The sequence below is a fragment of the Pseudomonas sp. RC4D1 genome, from assembly GCF_018390395.1.
In the GTDB taxonomy this organism is placed as follows: domain Bacteria; phylum Pseudomonadota; class Gammaproteobacteria; order Pseudomonadales; family Pseudomonadaceae; genus Aquipseudomonas; species Aquipseudomonas danubii.
In genome coordinates this window covers 1,709,955-1,729,432 of the sequence record NZ_JAHBAW010000002.1, presented here as the reverse complement: position 1 = coordinate 1,729,432, position 19,478 = coordinate 1,709,955, and the positions used below count along the sequence as shown (strand labels likewise).

Here is a 19,478-nt window from a genome sequence, read left to right as displayed (position 1 = left end):
ATTGCGATAAGTTCTCGTTTAAAGAGGATTTTATTGTTACTGTATAACATTGTTTTTTTCACCCCCAGCCGCTGGAGACTCCGATGAAACCCAACATCCACCCTGACTACCGCCCCGTGCTGTTTCACGATACTGCCGCCGACGTGTTTTTCCTCATTGGCTCTACCGTCGATACCGACCGCACTTACCAGCACAGTGATGGCCAGACCTATCCCTACGTGACCCTGGATGTGTCCAGCGCTTCGCACCCGGTGTACACCGGCCAGCAACGCAAGACCCAGTCCGAAGGCCGTATCGCTGGCTTCAATAAACGTTTTGCCTCCTTCGGTTCCAGCGGTAAAGCCGCTGCCAAGTGAGGTCATTGGCCTCCATTCTCGCCGCCGTCCGTTGGAGCTCTTTCAGCGGACGGATGGTATTAAAAAGCCATCATTTCCCTCGGAAATGCTTCTACGCTTGAATCAGGCAACAAGGATCAGTGTTGCCAGTGAAAAGAATGAAGGACATGTGCATCGATGTTGACCCGAGGTGTCTCATGGGTGAGCTGAACGTTGCCACAGTCACACGCCAGCCCGAGGTTCTGTTGGTGGACAGCCAGGACGCGATCCTGCAACGCCTGCACCAACTGCTCAGTGCTCATTCCTACGTGCTGCACCTTGCCCACGACGCCAGCGAAGCCCTGAAGGTCATGGCCACCCGGGAGGTGGACCTGATAATCAGCGCCGCCCATCTGCCGCAGATGGATGGCCCGTCCCTGCTGGCGCGCATTCATCAGCACTATCCGGACACTACGCGCATTCTGCTGACCGGTGACCCGGACCTGAAACTGATCGCCAAGGCGATCAATGAAGGGGAAATCTACCGTTACCTGAGCAAGCCCTGGGATGATCAGGAACTGTTGCTGACCTTGCGCCAGGCGCTGGAGCATCAGCATTCCGTGCGTGAACGCCAGCGCCTGGAGGCTCTGGCGCAAGAGCAGAACACTCAGCTCAAGGCCCTCAATGCCGAGCTGGAAAAACGCGTCGCGTCGCGCACCGCGGAGCTGCAACAAACCGCCGACATGCTGGACCTGGCCTATGAGGAGCTCAAGCACAGCTATGCCACGGGCGCCGAGCTGTTCTCGCTGCTGGTGAACCAACGTCTGCCGAGCGACAAGCAGACCAACCGCCGGATCATCGATTTGGTGCGTGCCTACTGCAAGATCCACGGCATCGACGCCGTGGCGCAGCGCGACCTGGCCATGGCCGCGGCCCTGCACAACATCGGCAAGCTGAGCTGGAGCGACAGCATGATGATCACCCCGGCCGATTGGTTGCACCACCATGAGCGTGAACGCTATCGGGCTTATCCGGCGCAAAGCGAATCGCTGCTGATGACCCTGGAACCGGTGCAGGATGCGGCGCGCCTGATCCGCCATCACCAGGAACACTGGGATGGCAGCGGCTTTCCCGATCACCTCAAGGGCGAGGCGATTCCCCTGGGCTCGCGGCTGCTCAAGCTGGCGGTGGATTTTATCGAACTGCAGTGCGGGCTGATTCTCGAACGGCACATGAACAGCGACGAGGCCCTGGTGTTCATCCGTAAATACGCCGGCCGGCTGTACGACCCCGAGTTGGTGGAGGGGTTTATCCAAGTGTGTTCTGTGTACCTCAGCGATGTGACCCTGGGCGACCCTTCGGTCAAGGTCCTGGGCACACGGGAGCTGGCGGCGGGCATGCTGCTGGCGCGCAACCTGAATGCCGACAACGGCATGCTTTTGCTCAACGCCGGCAAGGTGCTGAGCCAGCCTCTGGTGGACAAACTGATCGCCTTTGAAACCATGGAAGGCGCCCGTTACAGCGTGTTCGTCAAGCTGGCGCGAGAGCCGCAGTCGGGCACCTGAGAAACGCCCTGGAACGACGGGAAATATACCGCTGGCGGATGACGACCCGCTGCCGGGCATGTGATCCTTGCGCCTTCGTTCTCAAGGTGTCCAGGTCCCCATGTCGCTGCCCTCCGCCGTTGCACCCTCCGTCATCCGTATCGCCGCCGCCCTGTTGCTGGGGGCCGATGGCCAGACCCTGCTGGTGCGCAAACGCGGCACCCAGGCCTTCATGCAGCCTGGTGGCAAGATCGAAGCCGGCGAGCCGCCGGTGCTGGCCCTGGCCCGAGAGTTGGAAGAGGAACTGGGTCTGCGCATCGATCCGAGCCAGGCCCGCTATCTGCAACAGTTTTGCGCACCGGCCGCCAACGAGCCCGGCCATGTGGTGCAGGCGGAGGTCTTTCTTGTTCGCATCGACACTGCGGTGACCCCGGCGGCGGAGATCGAGGAGGTGCGCTGGATCGATCCGGCCAGCGATGGTGATTTGTTTCTGGCGCCGTTGACACGGGATCTGATCTTGCCGTTTTATCGCAAGGCCCAGGCGAGCCTCGCCTGACCTCCCGTTGCCAAGGACTGCCATGATCCCACTTCACGACTACCTGATTTTCGCCGCGGCCTCGTTGCTGATGGTGCTGACCCCAGGCCCGAACATGATCTACCTGATTTCCCGTTCGATCTGCCAGGGGCGCAAGGCCGGGGTGACGTCGTTACTGGGCGTCGTGGCGGGCTTTTTCGTCCACCTGTTTGCCGCTGCACTGGGCCTGACCGCGATCTTCATGGCGGTGCCCATGGCCTATGAAGTGCTCAAGTGGGCCGGTGCCCTGTATCTGCTGTGGCTGGCCTGGCAGGCGCTCAAGCCTGGCGCGCGATCGCCGTTCGAAGCCCAGCAGTTGCCGGTGGACTCGCCCCGCAAGCTGGTGATCATGGGGTTTCTGACCAGCGCCCTGAACCCCAAGATCGCGGTGTTCTACCTGTCGATCTTTCCGCAGTTCATTCATCCCGAGCACGGTTCGGTGTTCTCCCAGAGCCTCATTCTCGGCCTGACCCAGATCAGCGTGAGCTTTTCGGTGAACCTGCTGATTGCCCTGTTTGCCGCAGGCATTGCCTCCTGGTTCGCCAGCAACCCCACCTGGCTTTCGGTCCAGCGTTACTTCATGGGGTTCGTGCTGGCGGGGCTGGCGGTGCGCTTGATGTTCGAACAACGCCGTACCAACTGAACATGATGGACTGACGATCTCGCATGAGCCTGCAGATCCAACACCTGACTCCTGACGATGCCGCGCAATACCGGGCCTTGATGCTCGAAGCCTATGAGCGCCATCCCCAGGCGTTCACTTCCAGCGTCAGGGAGCGCGAGAAGCTGCCCTTGGCCTGGTGGGGTGCCCGTCTGGATGGGGAACTGGACCTGATGCTGGGAGCCTTTGACCGAGGGCGACTGGCGGGGATCGTCGGCCTGGCCTTCGAGCTGCGGGACAAGGCCCGGCACAAGGCGACCCTGTTCGGCCTCTACGTCACGGCCGAGCAACGTGGCAGCGGCCTGGGGCGACAGCTGGTGCAGAGGTTACTGGCAGAGGCGGCCGATTATGAAGGGCTGCGCCTGGTGCAACTGACGGTGACGGCGGGCAATGACGCAGCGCTGTCCGTGTACCAGCGCTGCGGCTTTGTCCAGTTCGGGCTCGAACCCCAGGCGGTGTGCGTGGGGGAGGACTATCTCGACAAGATCCACATGTGGCGCGAAGTGCCACGCTGATCCTGCTCGCTGGCCAGCCGGCGCCTGCGTGAGGGTGGCGCTCAGCGTACAGCGCTGACGCCGTCCAGGGTCGAGAACGAGGTGTCCTTGGCGGTCAGCAGGAAGTCACGCATATAGGGCGCGTCCAGCATGTCGGCGCGAATCGCTGCGTACAGGGTGGCGAACAGTCCCTTTTCACCCAGTCGCTTGGCCTTCACATAACCCCGTGAGCTGTATTCATGCAGGGCCCAATGGGGCATGCCGCACACCCCGCGGCCACTGGCCACCAGCTGCATCATCATCACCGTCAGTTCCGAAGTGCGGACCTGCGCCGGTTCGATGTCCGCCGGTTCCAGGAAGCGGGTGAAGATGTCCAGACGATCCCGCTCCACCGGATAGGTGATCAGGGTTTCGTTCAGCAGATCTTCCGGAACTATGTAGGGCTTGCTTGCCAGGGGATGCTGGTTGGCCACTGCAAGCATGGCTTCGTAGGTGAACAGCGGCACATAGGTGATGCCGGCCAGTTCCAGGGGATCGGAGGTCACCACCAGGTCCAGGTCACCCCGGGCCAGCGCCGGCAGCGGTGCAAAGGAGAAGCCGGAGGCCAGGTCCAGCTCCACTTCCGGCCAGGCGTCGCGGAACTGGTCGATGGTGGGCATCAGCCACTGGAAGCAGCTATGGCACTCGATGGCCATGTGCAAGCGGCCGGCGGTGCCGCCGGCCAGGCGGGCAATGTCCCGTTCGGCGCCGCGCAGCAGCGGCAGGGTGGCATCGGCCAGTTGCAGCAGGCGCAGGCCGGCGCTGGTGAAGCGCACCGGCTTGGTCTTGCGCACGAACAGCGGCATGCCCAGGCGTTCTTCAAGTTCCTTGAACTGGTGGGACAGGGCGGACTGGGTCAGGTGCAGGCGTTCGGCGGCTTCAACCAGGCTGTCGGCTTCGCGCAGGGCGTGCAGGGTCTTCAGGTGACGGATTTCGAGCACCAGGATCTCCATGAGTAAATTTTGTGATCAACACGAAAAGGTTGAGTTTGTCTCATGTTGCCCGGGCTGTCGACAATAGCGCCATCTTTGACAAGGAGGCGCTTTCCCATGGCTCTGGCCCACACCCTCGGTTTTCCCCGCATCGGCGCTGACCGCGAACTGAAAAAAGCCCTCGAAGCCTACTGGAAGGGCGACCTCGATCAGGCTGCATTGCAAGAGGTCGGTCGCGAGCTGCGGGCTCGGCACTGGCAAGTGCAAAAAGACGCCGGCATCGACCTGCTGCCAGTGGGCGACTTTGCCTGGTACGACCAGGTGCTCGGCCACTCCCTGACCTTCGGGGTGATTCCCGAGCGTTTCGACGGTCTTCGCGATGCCCAGGGCCGCCTGACCCTGGACACTCTGTTCGCCATGGCCCGTGGCGCCAGTGCTGGCTGCTGCGGTGAGCAGGGCCAGGCGCAATATGCACAGGAGCTGACCAAGTGGTTCGACACCAACTACCACTACCTGGTCCCCGAGTTCAGCGCCGACCAGCCGTTCCAGCTGAGCTGGGAGCAACTGTTCGACGAAGTCGAGGAAGCCCATGCCCTGGGTCATCAGGTCAAGCCGGTGATCATCGGCCCCTTGACCTACCTGTGGCTGGGCAAGGCCAAGGGCAATGGATTCAACAAGCTCGACCTGCTGGAGCGCCTGCTGCCGCTGTACGGCGAGATCCTCAACCGGCTCAAGGCCCAGGGCGTGGAATGGGTGCAGATCGACGAGCCGATCCTGACCCTCGACCTGCCCCAGGAGTGGAAGAGCGCCTTCGAGCGGGCCTACCACATCCTCCAGTACTCGCCGCTGAAAAAACTGGTGGCCACTTACTTCAGCGGTTTGGAAGACAACCTTGGCCTGGCGGTGGGCCTGCCGGTGGACGGCTTGCACATCGATGCGGTGCGGGCTCCGGAACAACTGGGCCAGGTCCTGGACCGGCTGCCGACCTACAAGATTCTTTCCGTGGGCCTGGTCAATGGGCGCAACGTCTGGCGCTGCGAACTGGAACAGGCCCTGCAGCAGTTGCAGGTGGCCCAGGAGCGTTTCGGCGACAACCTTTGGGTCAGCAGCTCCTGCTCCCTGCTGCACAGCCCGGTGGACCTGTCCCGGGAAGACCAGCTGGATGCCGAACTGAAAAGCTGGCTGGCCTTTGCCGTGCAGAAGTGCGGCGAGATCTCGGTCCTGCGTGATGCCCTGAACGATCCCCAGGCCCCGGCGGTGCAAGCGGCCCTGGCGCAAAGCCGGAAGGTCCAGGCCAGTCGTGCCCAGTCCCCGCGGATTCACAAGGCCCAGGTCCAGGCCCGGATCAAGGCCATCAGCGCCGCCGACAGTCAGCGTCAGTCGCCCTTTGCGCAACGTATCGAACAGCAGCGAGCGCGCCTGCAATTGCCGGTCTTTCCCACCACCACCATCGGCTCTTTCCCGCAGACTGCATCGATTCGCCTGGCGCGCCAGGCCTACCGGCAGGGCAAGCTGTCGCTCAACGACTACACCGATGCCATGCACAGCGAGATCCGCCACGCAGTGCAGATTCAGGAGAGCCTTGGCCTGGACGTGCTGGTCCACGGTGAAGCCGAGCGCAACGACATGGTGGAGTACTTTGCCGAGCAGTTGGACGGCTACTTGTTCACCCGTTTTGGCTGGGTCCAGAGCTACGGCTCGCGCTGCGTCAAGCCGGCCATCATCTACGGCGACCTGAGCCGGCCCCGGGCCATGACCGTGGACTGGATCCAGTACGCCCAGAGCCTCACCGACAAGGTCATGAAGGGCATGCTGACTGGTCCTGTGACCATGCTCATGTGGTCCTTCCCGCGGGAAGACGTATCGCGCAAGGTTCAGGCCCAGCAACTGGCCCTGGCCCTGCGCGATGAAGTGCAGGACCTGGAACAGGCCGGGATCAAGATCGTGCAGATCGACGAGGCGGCGTTCCGCGAAGGCCTGCCCCTGCGCCGCGCGCAATGGCAGGAGTACCTGGACTGGGCGGTGCAGGCCTTCCGCCTGAGCGCTTCGGGTGTGCGGGACGAAACTCAGATCCATACCCACATGTGCTACAGCGAGTTCAACGATGTGATCCAGTCCATCGCTGCCATGGATGCCGACGTGATCACCATCGAGACTTCCCGCTCGGACATGGAGTTGCTGCAAGCCTTCGAAGCCTTCGACTACCCCAACGACATCGGCCCGGGGGTGTATGACATCCACTCGCCACGGGTGCCGGATACTGCCGAGATGGTCAAGTTGATGAGCAAGGCGGTCAAACGCATTCCCGCCGAGCGACTGTGGGTCAACCCCGACTGCGGCTTGAAGACCCGCGCCTGGCCGGAAACCGAAGCGGCCCTGGTGAACATGGTGGCCGCGGCCCGCCAGCTGCGCAGCCAGCTGGCCTGAAAGCCAGTAGAAACCTGCTTGCCGACGAAGGCGATCATCAGCTCCACCTCGTCGGCAAACGAGGCGTCGCCCGAGCGCCCCTAAGCGATGACCGCTGGGCGGGCTTCATCAAACTGTCACGCAACTGTGGCAGCGCGAAACATCGAAGTTCATCAGACTCGCGCTCTACTGGGGTTCTGCGTTTCGGTGTTTTCCATGCGGGCAAGATTGTTTTCCACTGTCATCCTGCTGGCCGGGCTTTTGCTCGGCCAGCTGTCTTTTGCGGCCTCGCGCTGCGATGTCAACGTACCCACGCAACGGGTCGACCTGGCGCAGGTGAGCCTGGCCTACCAAAGCATCGGTCGAAGTTCCGATCCGGCATTGCTGCTGGTCATGGGCCTGGGCGGACAATTGATCCACTGGCCGGACGAAGTGGTGGAGGCCTTGTGTCAGCAAGGGTTTCGGGTGATTCGATATGACAATCGCGACGTCGGCCTGTCCACCTGGCGCCAGGCTCCGGCCAGCGCCAACCTGACCTTCGAAGTGCTGCGCTACAAGCTCGGCCTGCCCGTGGCTGCGCCTTATACCCTGAGCGACATGGCCGATGATGCCCTGGGGTTGATGGATGCCCTGCACATCGAGCAGTTCCATGTGCTGGGGGCGAGCATGGGCGGCATGATTGCCCAGCATCTGGCGGCCATGGCGCCACAACGAATCGAGAGCCTGACGCTGATCATGACCAGTTCCGGGGCCGAAGGCCTGCCGGCGCCGAACGAGGCGCTGGTGCAATTGCTGTCCCGGCGCAATGCACCGAACCGTGAAGCCGCCCTGGAGCAGCAGGCGGACCTGCTGGCGGCCCTGGGCAGCCCGAAGGTCGCGGATGACCGTCAGGTTCTGCTGCATCAGGCTGCGTTGTCCTATGACCGGGCGTTCAACCCGGAGGGCGTCAAGCGTCAGATCATGGCGATCCTCGCCGAGCCGAGTCGGGTGGCCTTGCTCAAGCAACTGCGGGTGCCGGCCCTGGTGGTGCATGGCACCGCCGATCCGCTGTTGCCGGTGATGCATGGGGTGCACCTGGCGGCGCAGATCCAGGGCAGCCAGCTGAAGCTGATTCCGGGGTTGGCCCATCGTTTCCAGGACGCCTTCAAGGCGCCTTTGCTGGCGGCGGTGCTGCCTTATCTGCAGACCCACCGTGCAGACACTTCCCACTGGGCCCAGATCGAGCCGGTGGATAGCGCGAATGTGCTGTGAGGTCATGCGCCAGTAGGAGCCGGCTTGCCGGCGAATGAGGCAACCCCCGCTCAACGAATGATCTTGTCTACCTGAATGCCGAGCTTTTTCAGGCGGTACCAGAAGCTGCGTTCGGAAATGCCGATCATCTGCGCCGCTGCCGCCTGGACGCCGTTGCTCTGGTGCAGGGCCGCGAGAATGTAGGCCCGCTCCACTTCGGCCAGGGCCGCGTCCAGGTCGCTGGGCACTTGTGGGCCGACGCTGAGGGCCACGTTGCCCTCGGTTCCTGCTGGTGGGGTGTCGAACAGATAGCCTGGCAGGTCACTTTCTTCGATGACCGATGCGCGGGCGACGATGGTGGCCCGCTCCACGCAGTTCTGCAGTTCGCGGATGTTCCCTGGCCAGGTGTAGGAGGCCATGGCCTGCAGGGCTTGGGGGCTGAAGCCCGTGATGCGCTTGCCGGCGGTGGCCCCCAGGCTGTGGGCGAAGTGGCGGGCCAGTGGAGCGATGTCCTCGACCCGCTCGCGCAGCGCCGGCAAGGGAATGGGGAAGACGTTGAGGCGGTAGTACAGGTCCTCGCGGAACTCCTTGTTGGCCACGGCTTCCAGCAGGTTCTTGTTGGTCGCGGCGATCACCCGCACATCGACCTTGCGCTCCCGGGGATCGCCCACCGGCTCGATCACGCGTTCCTGCAGGGCGCGGAGGATCTTGGCCTGCAAGGCCAGGGGCATGTCGCCCACTTCATCGAGAAACAGGGTGCCCTTGTCGGCCTGCTGGAAGCGTCCGACCCGGTCCGCCACGGCGCCGGTGAAGGCGCCCTTGCGGTGGCCGAACATCTCGCTTTCCAGCAAGCCTTCGGGAATGGCCGCGCAATTGACGGCGACAAAGGGTTTGTCCGCGCGATTGCCGTGCTTGTGGATGGCCCGGGCGACCATCTCCTTGCCGGTGCCGCTTTCTCCGGTCAGGAGAATGGTGGCGCTGCTCTCGCGTACCGAGTCCACCGCCTGCAGTACCTGGCGAAAGGCCGGGCTGTCGCCCACCAGGCTGTCGAACTGCTGGTGCTCGTCGAGCTCGGCGCGCATGCGCTGGTTGTCTTTGAGGATGTCGCGAAACTGCAGGGCCTTGCTGACGGTGATGTCCAGCTCATCGATATCGAAGGGCTTGGCAATGTAGTCGTAGGCACCGTTGCGCATGGACTGCACAGCGTTCTTCACCGTGCTGTAGGCGGTCATCACGATCACTGGCAGGTTCGGGTAGCGCTGCTTGATTTCTGCCAGCAGTTGCGGCCCGTCCATGCCCGGCATGCGCCAGTCGCTGATCACCAGGTCGATGTCTTCCTGCTCCAGCACCTTGAGGGCGTGCAGGCCATTGCTCGCCGTGAACACCTGGATGCCGTTCTGGCTCAAGGCCGAAGACAGCAGGTCACAGAGTTTGGGTTCGTCATCGACCACCAGCAGGTTATGCGTCATCAGTGTCCTCGTCGTCCTCTTCACCGTTGGCCGGAATGTACAGGCTGAAGGTGGCGCCGGCATCTTTTTCGCTGACGCACTCGATGTGGCCGTCATGGCTTTCCATGATCGAAAAGACTTTCGCCAGGCCCAGGCCGGTGCCCGAGGCCTTGGTGGTGACGAAGGGGGTGAAGATGCGTTCCAGCATGTCCGGCTCGATGCCCTGGCCGGTATCGCTGACGCTGAGGATGGTTTCGTCTTCCTGCTGGGCGATGCCCAGGGTCAGGCGGCCGCCCTCGGGCATGGCGTCGATGGCGTTGAGGATCAGGTTCAGGCAGGCCTGCTTGAGCTGCCGGGCATCGGCGTGGATGGTCGCACCCGGTGCCTGGTCGTCGATCCGCGCTTCGATATTGTGGGTCGCCAGTTCCGGGGTGCAGAAGCCCAGCAGTTCCTCGACCAGCGGGCGTGCCGCCTGAGTGGCACGAATGGGCGCGCTGGGCTTGGCGAAGTCGAGAAAGTCGGTGATCAGGTCGTTGATCCGGCTGACTTCACTGATCACGTATTCCAGGTGGCGTTTGTCGTTTTCCGGCAGGTTGGCCCGACGGTGCAGCAACTGGGTGGCGGTCTTGATGATGCCCAGCGGATTGCGGATTTCATGGGCCAGGCCCATGGCCACCTCGCCCAGGGCGTGCAGGCGATCGCGACGGCGCAACTGGCCCTCCAGGTGCTGCAGTTCTCCCAGGCGCTCGCTCATGTGGTTGAAGGTGCTGCTCAGCTCCGCCAGTTCGTCGCCACCGATCACCGGCACCCGCTGCCGGTAGTCGCCGGCGATCACCGCCTGGACGCCTTTGGACAGGCCCCGCAGCGGCCGCGTCAGGCGTTGCGACACCAGCCAGCCGACACACAGCGAGGCGGCCGAGCTGAGGAGGAAGATCAGGATGAACAGGTTGCTCTGGTTAACCAGGCCCACCAGGCTGCTGTGGCGCAGCAGGCCACTGAAAATCACCCCCACCAGGTCGCCGCTGTCGTTGAAGATCGGCCGGTACAGGCCGCTGTAGCGGCTGGTGAACTGCTCGGTGGGCTGGCGGGTGGCGCGCAGGATGTCTTCGATCTTGTGCGGCACGCGGGGGGGATGGTCCTCGAAGCGCTGGGTGGCGAAGATCTCCGAGAAATCATCGGCCTTGGCCAGGTACAGGCGCAGGTCCAGGGAGTGCACATCGGCCACGCTGGTGAGGAAGCTGGCGTCCAGGTAGGTGGCGATCAACAGCTGATAGTCGACCCCGTCGAGCTGGGTCTGGAAGGTCGAGACCACCGCCCCGGTGGCCACACCACCCACCTGGATGGTCTGCAGGACGGCGTTGGAAGCGGTGCTGATCTGCCCTACCACGTCGTCCGCGGCGGTGGTGAACATCACCTTGTGGTCGCTCTTGCGGATCAGCGCCACCACGTCGATGCCCATGGAGTCGGCAATGTCGGCGGTGAGCTTGTCATGCTTGGCTGCATTGCGGTCCGTGGGCGGGCGCGTATAGCGCAGGAACAGCTGGGCGATCCGCGCGTTGTCATGGAGGATCTCGGTGATCTCGTCCTCGACGATCTTGGTGGATTCCTGCAGCCAGATGCGCACGTTGCTGTCGAAAATCTCCGACAACGTGGTGGCCGCCAGCTCCGCGGCAATCATGGTGGGAATCACACTGACCAGCCAGAACGCCAACACCAGCTTGCGCTGCAGGCTCCAGCGGGAGATGGCAAAAGGGCGGGGCGGGCGACGATCTTTTCTGGTCATGTACTTTCGCTTATTGCAGCAGCCATGGCGGGGTCGGAGCGATCCGGACGGACAAAGCGTTTTATCACCTTGAGCAGGGCATTGAGCAAGGGATTGCGATGTCGGAAAAACAACATGTTACCGGTGAACTGGCAACCCAGGCGCAACTTGCTGGCGTAACCGGCCTGACCACACTCGTACAGGGGAATGTGCTGCTGGATACAGTAGTCGACGTTGGCCAGCCAACTGCGGAAGTACAGATTGTGCTCACGGGTGACGTTCAAGTCGTGGGCGAAGAATTTGTCGATCAGCCGATGCTGGTCGATGAGTACCAGGTTGAAGGCCACCAGTTGGTCCTGGACCCAGTACAGGACGCAGGCGGCGCGCTGGTCCAGTTGTTCGAGAATGCCGGTGAAATAGGCCGCCGGCAGGCGCTCGAACTGCAGGTCGCTGCGTTCCAGGGTGGCTTCGTAGAGGCGCATGATGTCGGGCAGCACGTCGTCGATCTGCCGCCGCCACTCGATGCGCGGCGCCGGGGCGCGCAGCTTGCGCCGCAGGTCCTTGCGAGTGGACTTGCCCAGGGTGCCAAGATAGGCGTCGATCGAGGCGAAGGGCACCGGCAGCAGCGCGCTGGGCAGGCTCGGCATCGCCTGCAGGCCGGCGGCCCGGCAACTGGCGGCCCATTGCGGGTCGCTGCTGGGGGCATCCTTGACCGCCATCAGGCCGATGCCGAAGCGGTCGGCGTCGCGCCGGGCCAGTTGCAACAACTGCTCCAGCAACGCCTGACGACGTTCCAGGGGAACGTGGCTGGCGGTGCCGGCACTGCACTGTTCGGCCACGGGCGAGCCGATGGCGTACAGGCGCAGCTCCAGGGCACCTGGCCACTGGCGTGCCAGGCGTTCGGTGAAGCGTTTGGCCAGGCCGGAGACCGTGGTGTCGAGCCGATACTGAGTCGTGAAGGCCGGCGCTACCGCCACCAGGGTCGAGCCCTCGTAGATCGCCAGGTAGCGCCACTGGAAGTCGGCGATGGCGGCTTTTTCCACGGCCAGGTAGTAGTCCCAATCCTCCAGGGCGTCTGGAAAACAGTCGTTCCAGGCGCTGCGTTCAATGGCCTGGATGGTGGAAAAGGCTTGGGCGGTAATCACGTATCTTCCTTAAGTCATGCCAGCTGGCGATAGTCTTCGCGCACCGCAGGTGCAACCACTCGCTGCTGGATGAAGTCCACGCTCAACTCGATCACCCGCTGGTATTGCAGGTCCACGGTGATCATGTGATAGCAGTTGTCGAGGAGGATCTTGGTCACCGGGCCGCCGAGCTTGCGCTCCACGTAGTCGGCATTCCACGGACTGGTGATGTCGTCCTCGCTGGAGTGCAGTACCAGGGCCGGGGTCATGATCGAAGGCATGCGTTTCTTGACCACGGCGTTCATCCGGTGCAACTCGCGCACCGTCACGCCCTCCATGGTCAAGAGGCCTGCATCGCTGCTCTGGCCGGCCTTCATCTGTTTCTCGACAATGGCCCGCAGGCGTTCGTTCTTGATGCCGTAGGGCGGCTTTTCCTCGAAGCGGCAGATGTGCACGCCGAAGGGAATCTTCATCAGCAACGGGGTGAGGAACGCCAGCTTGTTGATGCTCCAACCGTCGTACTTGAGGGTGGTGGAATACATCAGCAGGCCGCTGATCTGCCCCGGATGCTCGGACGCCAGGTACATGGACATCACGGCGCCCATGGACAGACCGCCGACGAACACTTGCTCGTGACGCTGTTGCACGCCGACAAAGGTCTTGCGCACGCCCTCGTACCAGTCCTGCCAGCCGGTGGCCTGCAGGTCGCTGTTGTCCCCGCAGTGCCCGGGCAGGGTCGGAACGTACACCGTGCACGTTCCGTCCTTGGCCAGGCCCTGGGCCACCCGACGGAGTTCCGTCGGGGTGCCGGTCAGGCCGTGGATCAACAAGACCCCGACCGGACCCGTGCCGAGAACGAAGCCGGCGTCGCCTTCGCCCAGATCGATCTCAGCGGCGCTCATCGCTTCATGGCCCGATCCAGCAGGCGGTCCAGCAGTGCGATGCCCAGATCGATTTCCGCGTAGCTGATTTCCAGCGACGGGGCCAGGGTGATGACGTTCTTGTAGTAGCCGCCCACGTCGAGGATCAGGCCCAGGCGCTGGCCGTCGATCTCGATGTCGCCCTTCATGCCTTCCTCGACCATGAAGTCCAGGGTCGCCTTGTCCGGGGTGAAGCCGTCGGTGGTGCAGATTTCGCAGCGCAGCGCCAGGCCCAGGCCGTCGACATCGCCGATGATCGGGTAGCGCTTCTGCAGGTCTTGCAGGCCGGCCAGGAAGTACTTGCCCTTTTCCATGACCATCGCGCCGTAGTCGATCTCGCTGGTCATCTTGAACATTTCCAGGCCCACGGCGGTGCCCAGCGGGTTGGAGGCGAAGGTGGAGTGAGTCGAGCCTGGCGGGAATACGCCCGGGTTGATCAGCTCTTCACGGGCCCAGATGCCGCCCAGTGGGTTGAGGCCGTTGGTCAGCGCCTTGCCGAACACGATCACGTCGGGTTGGACGTCGAAGTGCTCGATGGACCACAGCTTGCCGGTGCGGTAGAAGCCCATCTGGATTTCGTCCACCACCATCAGGATGCCGTGCTGGTCCAGCACCTGCTTGAGCTCGCTGTAGAAGTTCATCGGCGGGATCACGTAGCCGCCGGTGCCCTGGATCGGCTCGACGTAGAAGGCGGCGTATTCGCTCTGGCCGACTTTCGGGTCCCACACACCGTTGTATTCGGTCTCGAACAGGCGGGCGAACTGCTGCACGCAGTGGCTGCCGTACTCTTCCTTGGTCATGCCTTTAGGGCCGCGGAAGTGGTACGGGAACGGGATGAACTGCGCGCGCTCGCCGAAGTGGCCGTAGCGGCGACGGTAGCGGTAGCTGGAGGTGATCGACGAGGCGCCCAGGGTACGACCGTGGTAGCCGCCTTCGAAGGCGAACATCAGGCTCTTGCCGTTGGTGGCGTTACGCACCACTTTCAGCGAGTCCTCGACCGACTGCGAACCGCCGACGTTGAAGTGCACGCGACCGTCGAGGCCGAACTTCTTCTTGGCGTCCACGGCAATCATTTCCGACAGCTCGATCTTGCCTTTGTGCAGGTACTGGCTGGCAATCTGCGGCAGGGTGTCGATCTGTTGCTTGAGGGCATTGTTCAGGCGCGGGTTGGCGTAGCCGAAGTTCACCGCCGAGTACCACATCTGCAGGTCGAGGTAGGCCTGGTCGCTGGTGTCCCAGACGTAGGAACCTTCGCAGCGGCTGAAGATGCGCGGGGGTTCGATGTAGTGAACGGTATCGCCGTAGGAGCAGTACTTGGCTTCTTTTTCCAGAAGGATCTGGTCTTCGGCGGTAGCGATGCGGATATCAGACATGGTGGAAGAGTTCCTGGGTTTCAAGGGAGAAATGGGTGGCGTTGGCCGCGTTGTTCGGCAGTTTTGCCAACAGCGCCGGCAGTTCGGCGAAGGAGTCGAACCGAGCGTGAGGAATCTTGTTGCGTTCGCAGTAGTCGGCCAGGCGATCCTTGGCGAAGACGAAGTCGGCGGTGGCAGCCACGCACATGTCCGACTGGCCATCACCGATCACCAGCACCCGTTTGCCCCGTGGCGTGGATTTGCACTTGCAGTTGCCGGAGGCGGCGCGGCAGGCGTCGCTGGCGTAGGGAAAGTCGATGCGCCAGCTGTTGTGGTCGACCTGGCGCAGGCGGTTGGCGAGGATCGGCAGCAGGGTCACGTAGTTGCGTGCCAGGATGCGGGCGATGCCTTGCTCGATGCCGTCACTGACCACTTCAATGGAAGCGCCCAGGCCGATCACGTGATCGACGAAGTCGGGGAAGTCCGGGTCGATTTCGACACTGTCGAAGTAGCCCAGCAGTTCGGCGGGCGAAGCCTTGACCAGGGCCAGTTGGCGACTGAGGCATTCTCGGGAGCCGATGTGACCGTCCAGCCATTCCTGTTCTATGCCTTCCCAGCTCGGGTCGGCGAAGCGTTGGAGAACGTTATCGATCACGTCGGCGCGGGAGATGGTCCCGTCGAAGTCACATACGATATGCCAGTGCATCATCTGCTGTTACCTGTTGAATAAGAGCGCTGTTTGCGCTTGCGACAGGGGTAGAGCAGGGACTGTGCCAAGTTGCGAAAACCCAGCAGGGCTGGGCCTCTGGCGAGGGCGGCGGGAGATTTGTAGCGTTCTTGCTACAAATTTTGTAGGTCGCTACAAACAACATCAGTGCTTGCGTTCCAGGGGCGCTCTGATGATTGATGCGCGCATGTTCAGACAAGGAAACTCATTCATGCCTCGGCTTTCTTCCCCTGCTTTACTCGCCGGCCTGCTGTCGCTGACCGTTGCCTGTAGTGCCTTTGCCGATTCCGACATCACGGGCGAACTCGGTCTGGGCGTCGGCTATCAACCCCATGACCCCACGGGCAGCCGCTATGACACGGTGCCGCTGCCGTACCTGGATCTGGACTGGGGCGATGTCAGCCTCAGTACCGACGACGGCCTGACCTGGGATGCGTTCAAGGGCAATGGTTTCAGCGCCGGCCCCTATATCAACTACCTGCAGGGACGTAACGCCGATGGTGAGCTGCGCGGTTTGCGGGATGTGCGCGACATGGCCGATGTCGGGGCTTTCGTGCAATACGCCCCGGACGACTTCTGGCGGGTGTTCGCCGCCGTGGGCCAGGCCGTCGGCGGTGCCGGTGGCCAGGGCGGCATGCTGGGCAAGGTCGGAGGGGAGATCGGCTATCCCTTGGGCATGGGCATCATCGGCAGCAATAACCTGACCCTGCACTTTGCCGACGCCCGCCAGAGTCAGACCTTCTTTGGCGTCAACGCCAAGGAAGCCCTGGCTTCGGGTATCGATCGCTACAGTGCCGGCGGTGGCCTGCAGAACTTCAGCCTGAGCCAGAACATCCAGGTGCCGCTGGGCAACAATTGGTCGCTGGTGGCCAGTGCCAGTTGGATCCGTCTGGTCAACTCCGCAGCGAACAGCTCCATTGTTCGTCAGCGGGGCGAAGTCAACCAGGGCCAGGTGCAGACCGCCGTCAGCTACAAGTTCTGAGGCGCGTTGCTGCAGGCCGCCCCCCGGCCTGCGGCGCTTCCAGGGAAAACTGGTCTGGCCTTTGCAATGACGGCCATGCACTCAATTTCTTAGGAAGTTTTTCATGGCTCGACCTGCCTACCGTCTACTGGCCTATTCCCTTTGGGACCTGATTCCGATTGTCATGGCCGTGGCGCATTTCGCCTTCGTCCTGTGGCTGGTGCTGGATTTCCACGCCCTGTCCTGGTGGTTGATCGTCCCGGCAGCGCTGCTGTATTCAGTCAGCCTGTCGTGGAGCATCAATAGCATTTCCCACAACCAGATCCACAACGCCTATTTCACCCCCGGGTGGATGAACCGCGCCTTCGATCTGCTGCTGTCGGTGACCATAGGTTTCTCCCAGACCCTGTACCGCGATATCCACAACCGCCATCACCGGGGCAACTCCGACCTGCCGGACGCCCACGGCAAGACTGTGGACCCGCTGTCGATCTACCTGCATGGCAAGAATGGCCAACCGGACAATCCCTGGGCCTACACTTTTCTGAGCTTTTTCCGTGACGATCCCAAGGAGATCTATCAGGAAATGCAGCGCAAACGGCCTGACGATGCTCGATGGGTAAAAGTGGAAATCGGCGTCACAGTGGCGTTCTATCTGGCCCTGGCGCTGTATGACTGGCATGCGGTGCTGGTGCTGCTGCCGTTCTGGTACCTGGGGCAGTCGCTGTCTTCGCTCAATGGCTACTACGAGCACCTGGGGGGCAATCCGGACCTGCCGATTGCCTGGGGCGTGAGTTCCTACAGCCCGCTGTACAACCTGATCTGGATGAACAACGGCTATCACGCCGAGCACCATTACCGGCCGAAAATGCATTGGACCAAGGTCAAGGCCTTCCACCGCGAGATCCGCGAACAGCAGCGGGCGGCGGGGGTGAAAGTGATTCCCGTGTCCCACGGCCTGGGATTCCTGGTTGCCCACCGCAAGGCCTAAACCCCGTGGCTGTAGGAGCTGGCTTGCCAGCGAAGGGGTCGGCAAGATCGCCTTCGCCGGCAAGCCGGCTCTCACACAACATCCCTTCGCTGTAGCAAAGAGGCCCTCAGGCCTCTTCACCCTCCGCCAAGAGGGCAATCCCGCCGATGATCACCAAGACCCCGACCCAGTGCAGCAGGCTGATCTGTTCGCCCAGGCCCAGCCAGGAGCCCAGCAGCACCACGACAAAGACCAGGGAGCTCAAGGGGAACGCCAGGGACAGGCTGCTGCGACGCAAGATCAGCATCCACACGAAAAACGCGCCGATATAGCAGGCAATTGCCAGCAACACGCCCGGATTGACCGCTACCGCCGCCAGCCATTGCAGGTTGAAATCCATCTGCCCCAATTGGTCGCCGCCAACTTTGGTAGCGATCTGGCCGGCGCTCTCGAAGCCGATCAGCAGGGCCCAGAGCACGATGGTGCCCAGACGCTCGTGCAGCCAGCCGTGGGAGGTGTTCGAACTCATGAAAGGTTTCCTTCTATTCGTTGAATAAGGCTCAGGTACTGGCCACGCACACCAGCATCACCCCGGCGGTGATCACCAGCGTGCCCATCCAGCGCCGCCGGCTGACGGTCTCGCCCAGCACCAGCTTGCCCGCCAGCACCACGCCGCAATAGGCCAGGGCCGCAGCTGGAAACAGCAGGCTCAGAGGGGCCCGGGACAGGGCTTCGAGCCAGACGAAAAACTCGATCACATAGGCCCCGATACCGCACCACAGCAGGGGCGCGTTGAACACCTGGCCCCAGAAGGCATTCAGGCGAAAGCCGCCGTCCAGCTCCGGCAGGCGGTCCAGGCCGAGCTTGAAACAGAGCTGGCCGATGACGTCCAGCACAATGGAAAAAGCGACTAGCAGAACAACGGTCAAGGTCACGGGAACAGCTCCTCGAACAGCGAGATCAGGGCTTCATTGGTCACTGAGTTGCGCAGCAGGTCGTCCTGGCTCCAGCGCTCGGCCGGAGGTTGGTCCGACTTGGCTTCCCAGCGTTTGAAGGCATTGCTGAAGGCGGGTTTGGCGAACTCGCCGCAGACATCGATGCCCAGCACCCGCTTGCGCGCCGCCAGTTCGCGTATCGCTTGCAGCAAGTGGGTCAGGCGCATGCCGCCCTGGTCCCAGTTGGTGGCGGCGTCTTCGCTGGCCAGCACGTCCTTGTCGATGGTGATCCACACCGCTGCGGTGGGCAGGCTGTCGATCATTTGTGCGAGGAAGGCGGCCCAGTCCTGGTCCGCCAGATTGCGCCAGTGCAGGTGGTTTTCCTGTTGCTGGTGCCCGGCGCCATCGCCGACCCGGCCCCAGACCTTGGACGGCGCGTGCTGCCAGGGAAACAGCTGCAGCTTGCCGTGCTTCAGGGCGCCGAGGTTGCCGCCTCGCAGTTGTGGGTTGTGCAGATCTTCACTGCACGGGCCCAGGGTGACAATGCGCTGGATATTGGGCAGCTGCAGCGCCCGGTTGACCCAGGAGCCGCAGTGCCGGCGGGGGGCGAAGCGCACCCAATCCGGGTGATTGTCGAAGTGGATCAGGCTGATCGGTTCGGGCAGATCGTAGAGAAAGGCCGGGGTCAGGTGGTGATAGTCGCCGGAGCCGACAAAGAAGATTTCCGGTTGCGGGCCGCTGTGCCGGGGGCGTTGGCCCAGGCGTTCGCGGAAATGACGGTAGGTGCGTTCGGTGGACCAGAGTCGCAGCTTGGGGCCCAGGTCCAGCAGGTCCAGGCGTCGCGCCTGGCCGCTTTTCAGGCGCCGGACTATGGGCTCCTGGGCGGTCAGGCTGTGGTCGAGATCTAAGATGTTCAAGGTGTTCTTTACCCATGGCAGCGCCCTCCAGAAAACTGCGTGATCAGGCGAAAACGCAGGCTGGGCGGGCTTTACAGGGTAAATGCAAGGGTCGGGCCAGGGTCGTGGCCAGGTTGCCGGCGAGAGACCGCGGCGCAGGCTTCGCGAGCAAGCTCGTTCCTACGGGAA

Annotated in this window: 19 protein-coding genes; 9 read left to right on the top strand and 10 right to left on the bottom strand. The window is 62.8% G+C overall.

Features of this window, described 5'->3' with window-relative positions:
• Positions 1-83: 83 nt before the first annotated feature.
• The 5 genes from KHO49_RS23520 (at position 84) to KHO49_RS23500 (ending at position 3,608) form a co-directional block, all read left to right on the top strand.
• On the top strand, positions 84-356 hold the full coding sequence (locus tag KHO49_RS23520) for a type B 50S ribosomal protein L31 (protein ID WP_102860452.1): 273 nt from the start codon (positions 84-86) through the stop codon (positions 354-356).
• A gap of 176 nt (positions 357-532) precedes the next feature.
• A complete protein-coding gene (gene nosR / locus KHO49_RS23515; RefSeq protein ID WP_102880769.1) occupies positions 533-1,879 on the top strand; it encodes a response regulator c-di-GMP phosphodiesterase, NosR family in 1,347 nt (448 codons plus the stop codon).
• 100 nt (positions 1,880-1,979) lie between these two features.
• Positions 1,980-2,414, top strand: a complete 435-nt coding sequence (locus KHO49_RS23510; RefSeq protein ID WP_102880768.1) for an NUDIX hydrolase — start codon at positions 1,980-1,982, stop codon at positions 2,412-2,414.
• Between the two features lie 22 nt (positions 2,415-2,436).
• Entirely contained in the window at positions 2,437-3,075 is a 639-nt protein-coding gene (locus KHO49_RS23505) for a LysE family translocator (RefSeq protein ID WP_110594917.1), read from the top strand.
• A gap of 29 nt (positions 3,076-3,104) precedes the next feature.
• On the top strand, positions 3,105-3,608 hold the full coding sequence (locus KHO49_RS23500) for a GNAT family N-acetyltransferase (RefSeq protein WP_375106966.1): 504 nt from the start codon (positions 3,105-3,107) through the stop codon (positions 3,606-3,608).
• 41 nt (positions 3,609-3,649) lie between these two features.
• Here KHO49_RS23500 and metR read toward each other — a convergent pair whose 3' ends face one another.
• Positions 3,650-4,567, bottom strand: coding sequence for a transcriptional regulator MetR (gene metR, locus KHO49_RS23495; RefSeq protein ID WP_102860993.1), 918 nt, complete (start codon positions 4,565-4,567; stop codon positions 3,650-3,652).
• Positions 4,568-4,675: 108 nt separating this feature from the next.
• On the opposite strand from metR, the gene metE reads away from it, so the two are divergent.
• Together metE and KHO49_RS23485 are read left to right on the top strand one after the other, a co-directional pair.
• Complete coding sequence (metE, locus tag KHO49_RS23490; RefSeq protein ID WP_213665885.1) at positions 4,676-6,985, top strand: 5-methyltetrahydropteroyltriglutamate--homocysteine S-methyltransferase; 2,310 nt, start codon at positions 4,676-4,678, stop codon at positions 6,983-6,985.
• A 195-nt stretch (positions 6,986-7,180) separates the two neighbouring features.
• Positions 7,181-8,215, top strand: a complete 1,035-nt coding sequence (locus KHO49_RS23485; protein WP_213665884.1) for an alpha/beta fold hydrolase — start codon at positions 7,181-7,183, stop codon at positions 8,213-8,215.
• Between the two features lie 50 nt (positions 8,216-8,265).
• On the opposite strand, the gene KHO49_RS23480 is transcribed toward KHO49_RS23485, so the two are convergent.
• Genes KHO49_RS23480 through KHO49_RS23455 form a run of 6 tightly spaced genes read right to left on the bottom strand, consistent with a single transcriptional unit; the run spans position 8,266 to position 15,509 of the window.
• A complete protein-coding gene (locus KHO49_RS23480) occupies positions 8,266-9,663 on the bottom strand; it encodes a sigma-54-dependent transcriptional regulator (protein ID WP_110651367.1) in 1,398 nt (465 codons plus the stop codon).
• Positions 9,653-11,425 (bottom strand): sensor histidine kinase, encoded by a 1,773-nt coding sequence (locus tag KHO49_RS23475; protein WP_110594913.1) that lies wholly within the window; start codon positions 11,423-11,425, stop codon positions 9,653-9,655. The genes KHO49_RS23480 and KHO49_RS23475 overlap by 11 nt, the downstream gene beginning before the upstream one ends.
• Positions 11,422-12,549, bottom strand: a complete 1,128-nt coding sequence (locus tag KHO49_RS23470) for a GNAT family N-acetyltransferase (protein WP_110651369.1) — start codon at positions 12,547-12,549, stop codon at positions 11,422-11,424. The genes KHO49_RS23475 and KHO49_RS23470 overlap by 4 nt, the downstream gene beginning before the upstream one ends.
• A 14-nt stretch (positions 12,550-12,563) precedes the next feature.
• Positions 12,564-13,430, bottom strand: a complete 867-nt coding sequence (locus KHO49_RS23465; protein WP_102880761.1) for an alpha/beta hydrolase — start codon at positions 13,428-13,430, stop codon at positions 12,564-12,566.
• A complete protein-coding gene (locus KHO49_RS23460) occupies positions 13,427-14,821 on the bottom strand; it encodes an aspartate aminotransferase family protein (RefSeq protein WP_102860462.1) in 1,395 nt (464 codons plus the stop codon). Before KHO49_RS23460 ends, KHO49_RS23465 begins: the two co-directional genes overlap by 4 nt.
• Positions 14,814-15,509 carry an HAD-IB family phosphatase gene (locus tag KHO49_RS23455; RefSeq protein ID WP_123394057.1) on the bottom strand — a complete coding sequence of 232 codons (696 nt, stop codon included), beginning with the start codon at positions 15,507-15,509 and terminating at the stop codon, positions 14,814-14,816. Before KHO49_RS23455 ends, KHO49_RS23460 begins: the two co-directional genes overlap by 8 nt.
• A gap of 229 nt (positions 15,510-15,738) precedes the next feature.
• Between KHO49_RS23455 and KHO49_RS23450 the strand changes: the two genes are divergently transcribed.
• Positions 15,739-16,509, top strand: a complete 771-nt coding sequence (locus KHO49_RS23450; RefSeq protein WP_249735707.1) for a MipA/OmpV family protein — start codon at positions 15,739-15,741, stop codon at positions 16,507-16,509.
• 103 nt (positions 16,510-16,612) lie between these two features.
• Positions 16,613-17,479 (top strand): fatty acid desaturase family protein, encoded by an 867-nt coding sequence (locus KHO49_RS23445; RefSeq protein WP_213665883.1) that lies wholly within the window; start codon positions 16,613-16,615, stop codon positions 17,477-17,479.
• Between the two features lie 106 nt (positions 17,480-17,585).
• Here the strand turns inward: KHO49_RS23445 and KHO49_RS23440 are convergent, their stop codons facing one another.
• The 3 genes from KHO49_RS23440 to KHO49_RS23430 are packed head-to-tail and all read right to left on the bottom strand — an operon-like array spanning position 17,586 to position 19,310.
• Entirely contained in the window at positions 17,586-17,987 is a 402-nt protein-coding gene (locus KHO49_RS23440) for a DMT family transporter (protein ID WP_025129629.1), read from the bottom strand.
• A gap of 31 nt (positions 17,988-18,018) precedes the next feature.
• Positions 18,019-18,393 (bottom strand): DMT family transporter, encoded by a 375-nt coding sequence (locus KHO49_RS23435; RefSeq protein WP_102880758.1) that lies wholly within the window; start codon positions 18,391-18,393, stop codon positions 18,019-18,021.
• Entirely contained in the window at positions 18,390-19,310 is a 921-nt protein-coding gene (locus tag KHO49_RS23430; protein ID WP_102880757.1) for an arginase family protein, read from the bottom strand. The genes KHO49_RS23435 and KHO49_RS23430 overlap by 4 nt, the downstream gene beginning before the upstream one ends.
• Between the last annotated feature and the right edge of the window lie 168 nt (positions 19,311-19,478).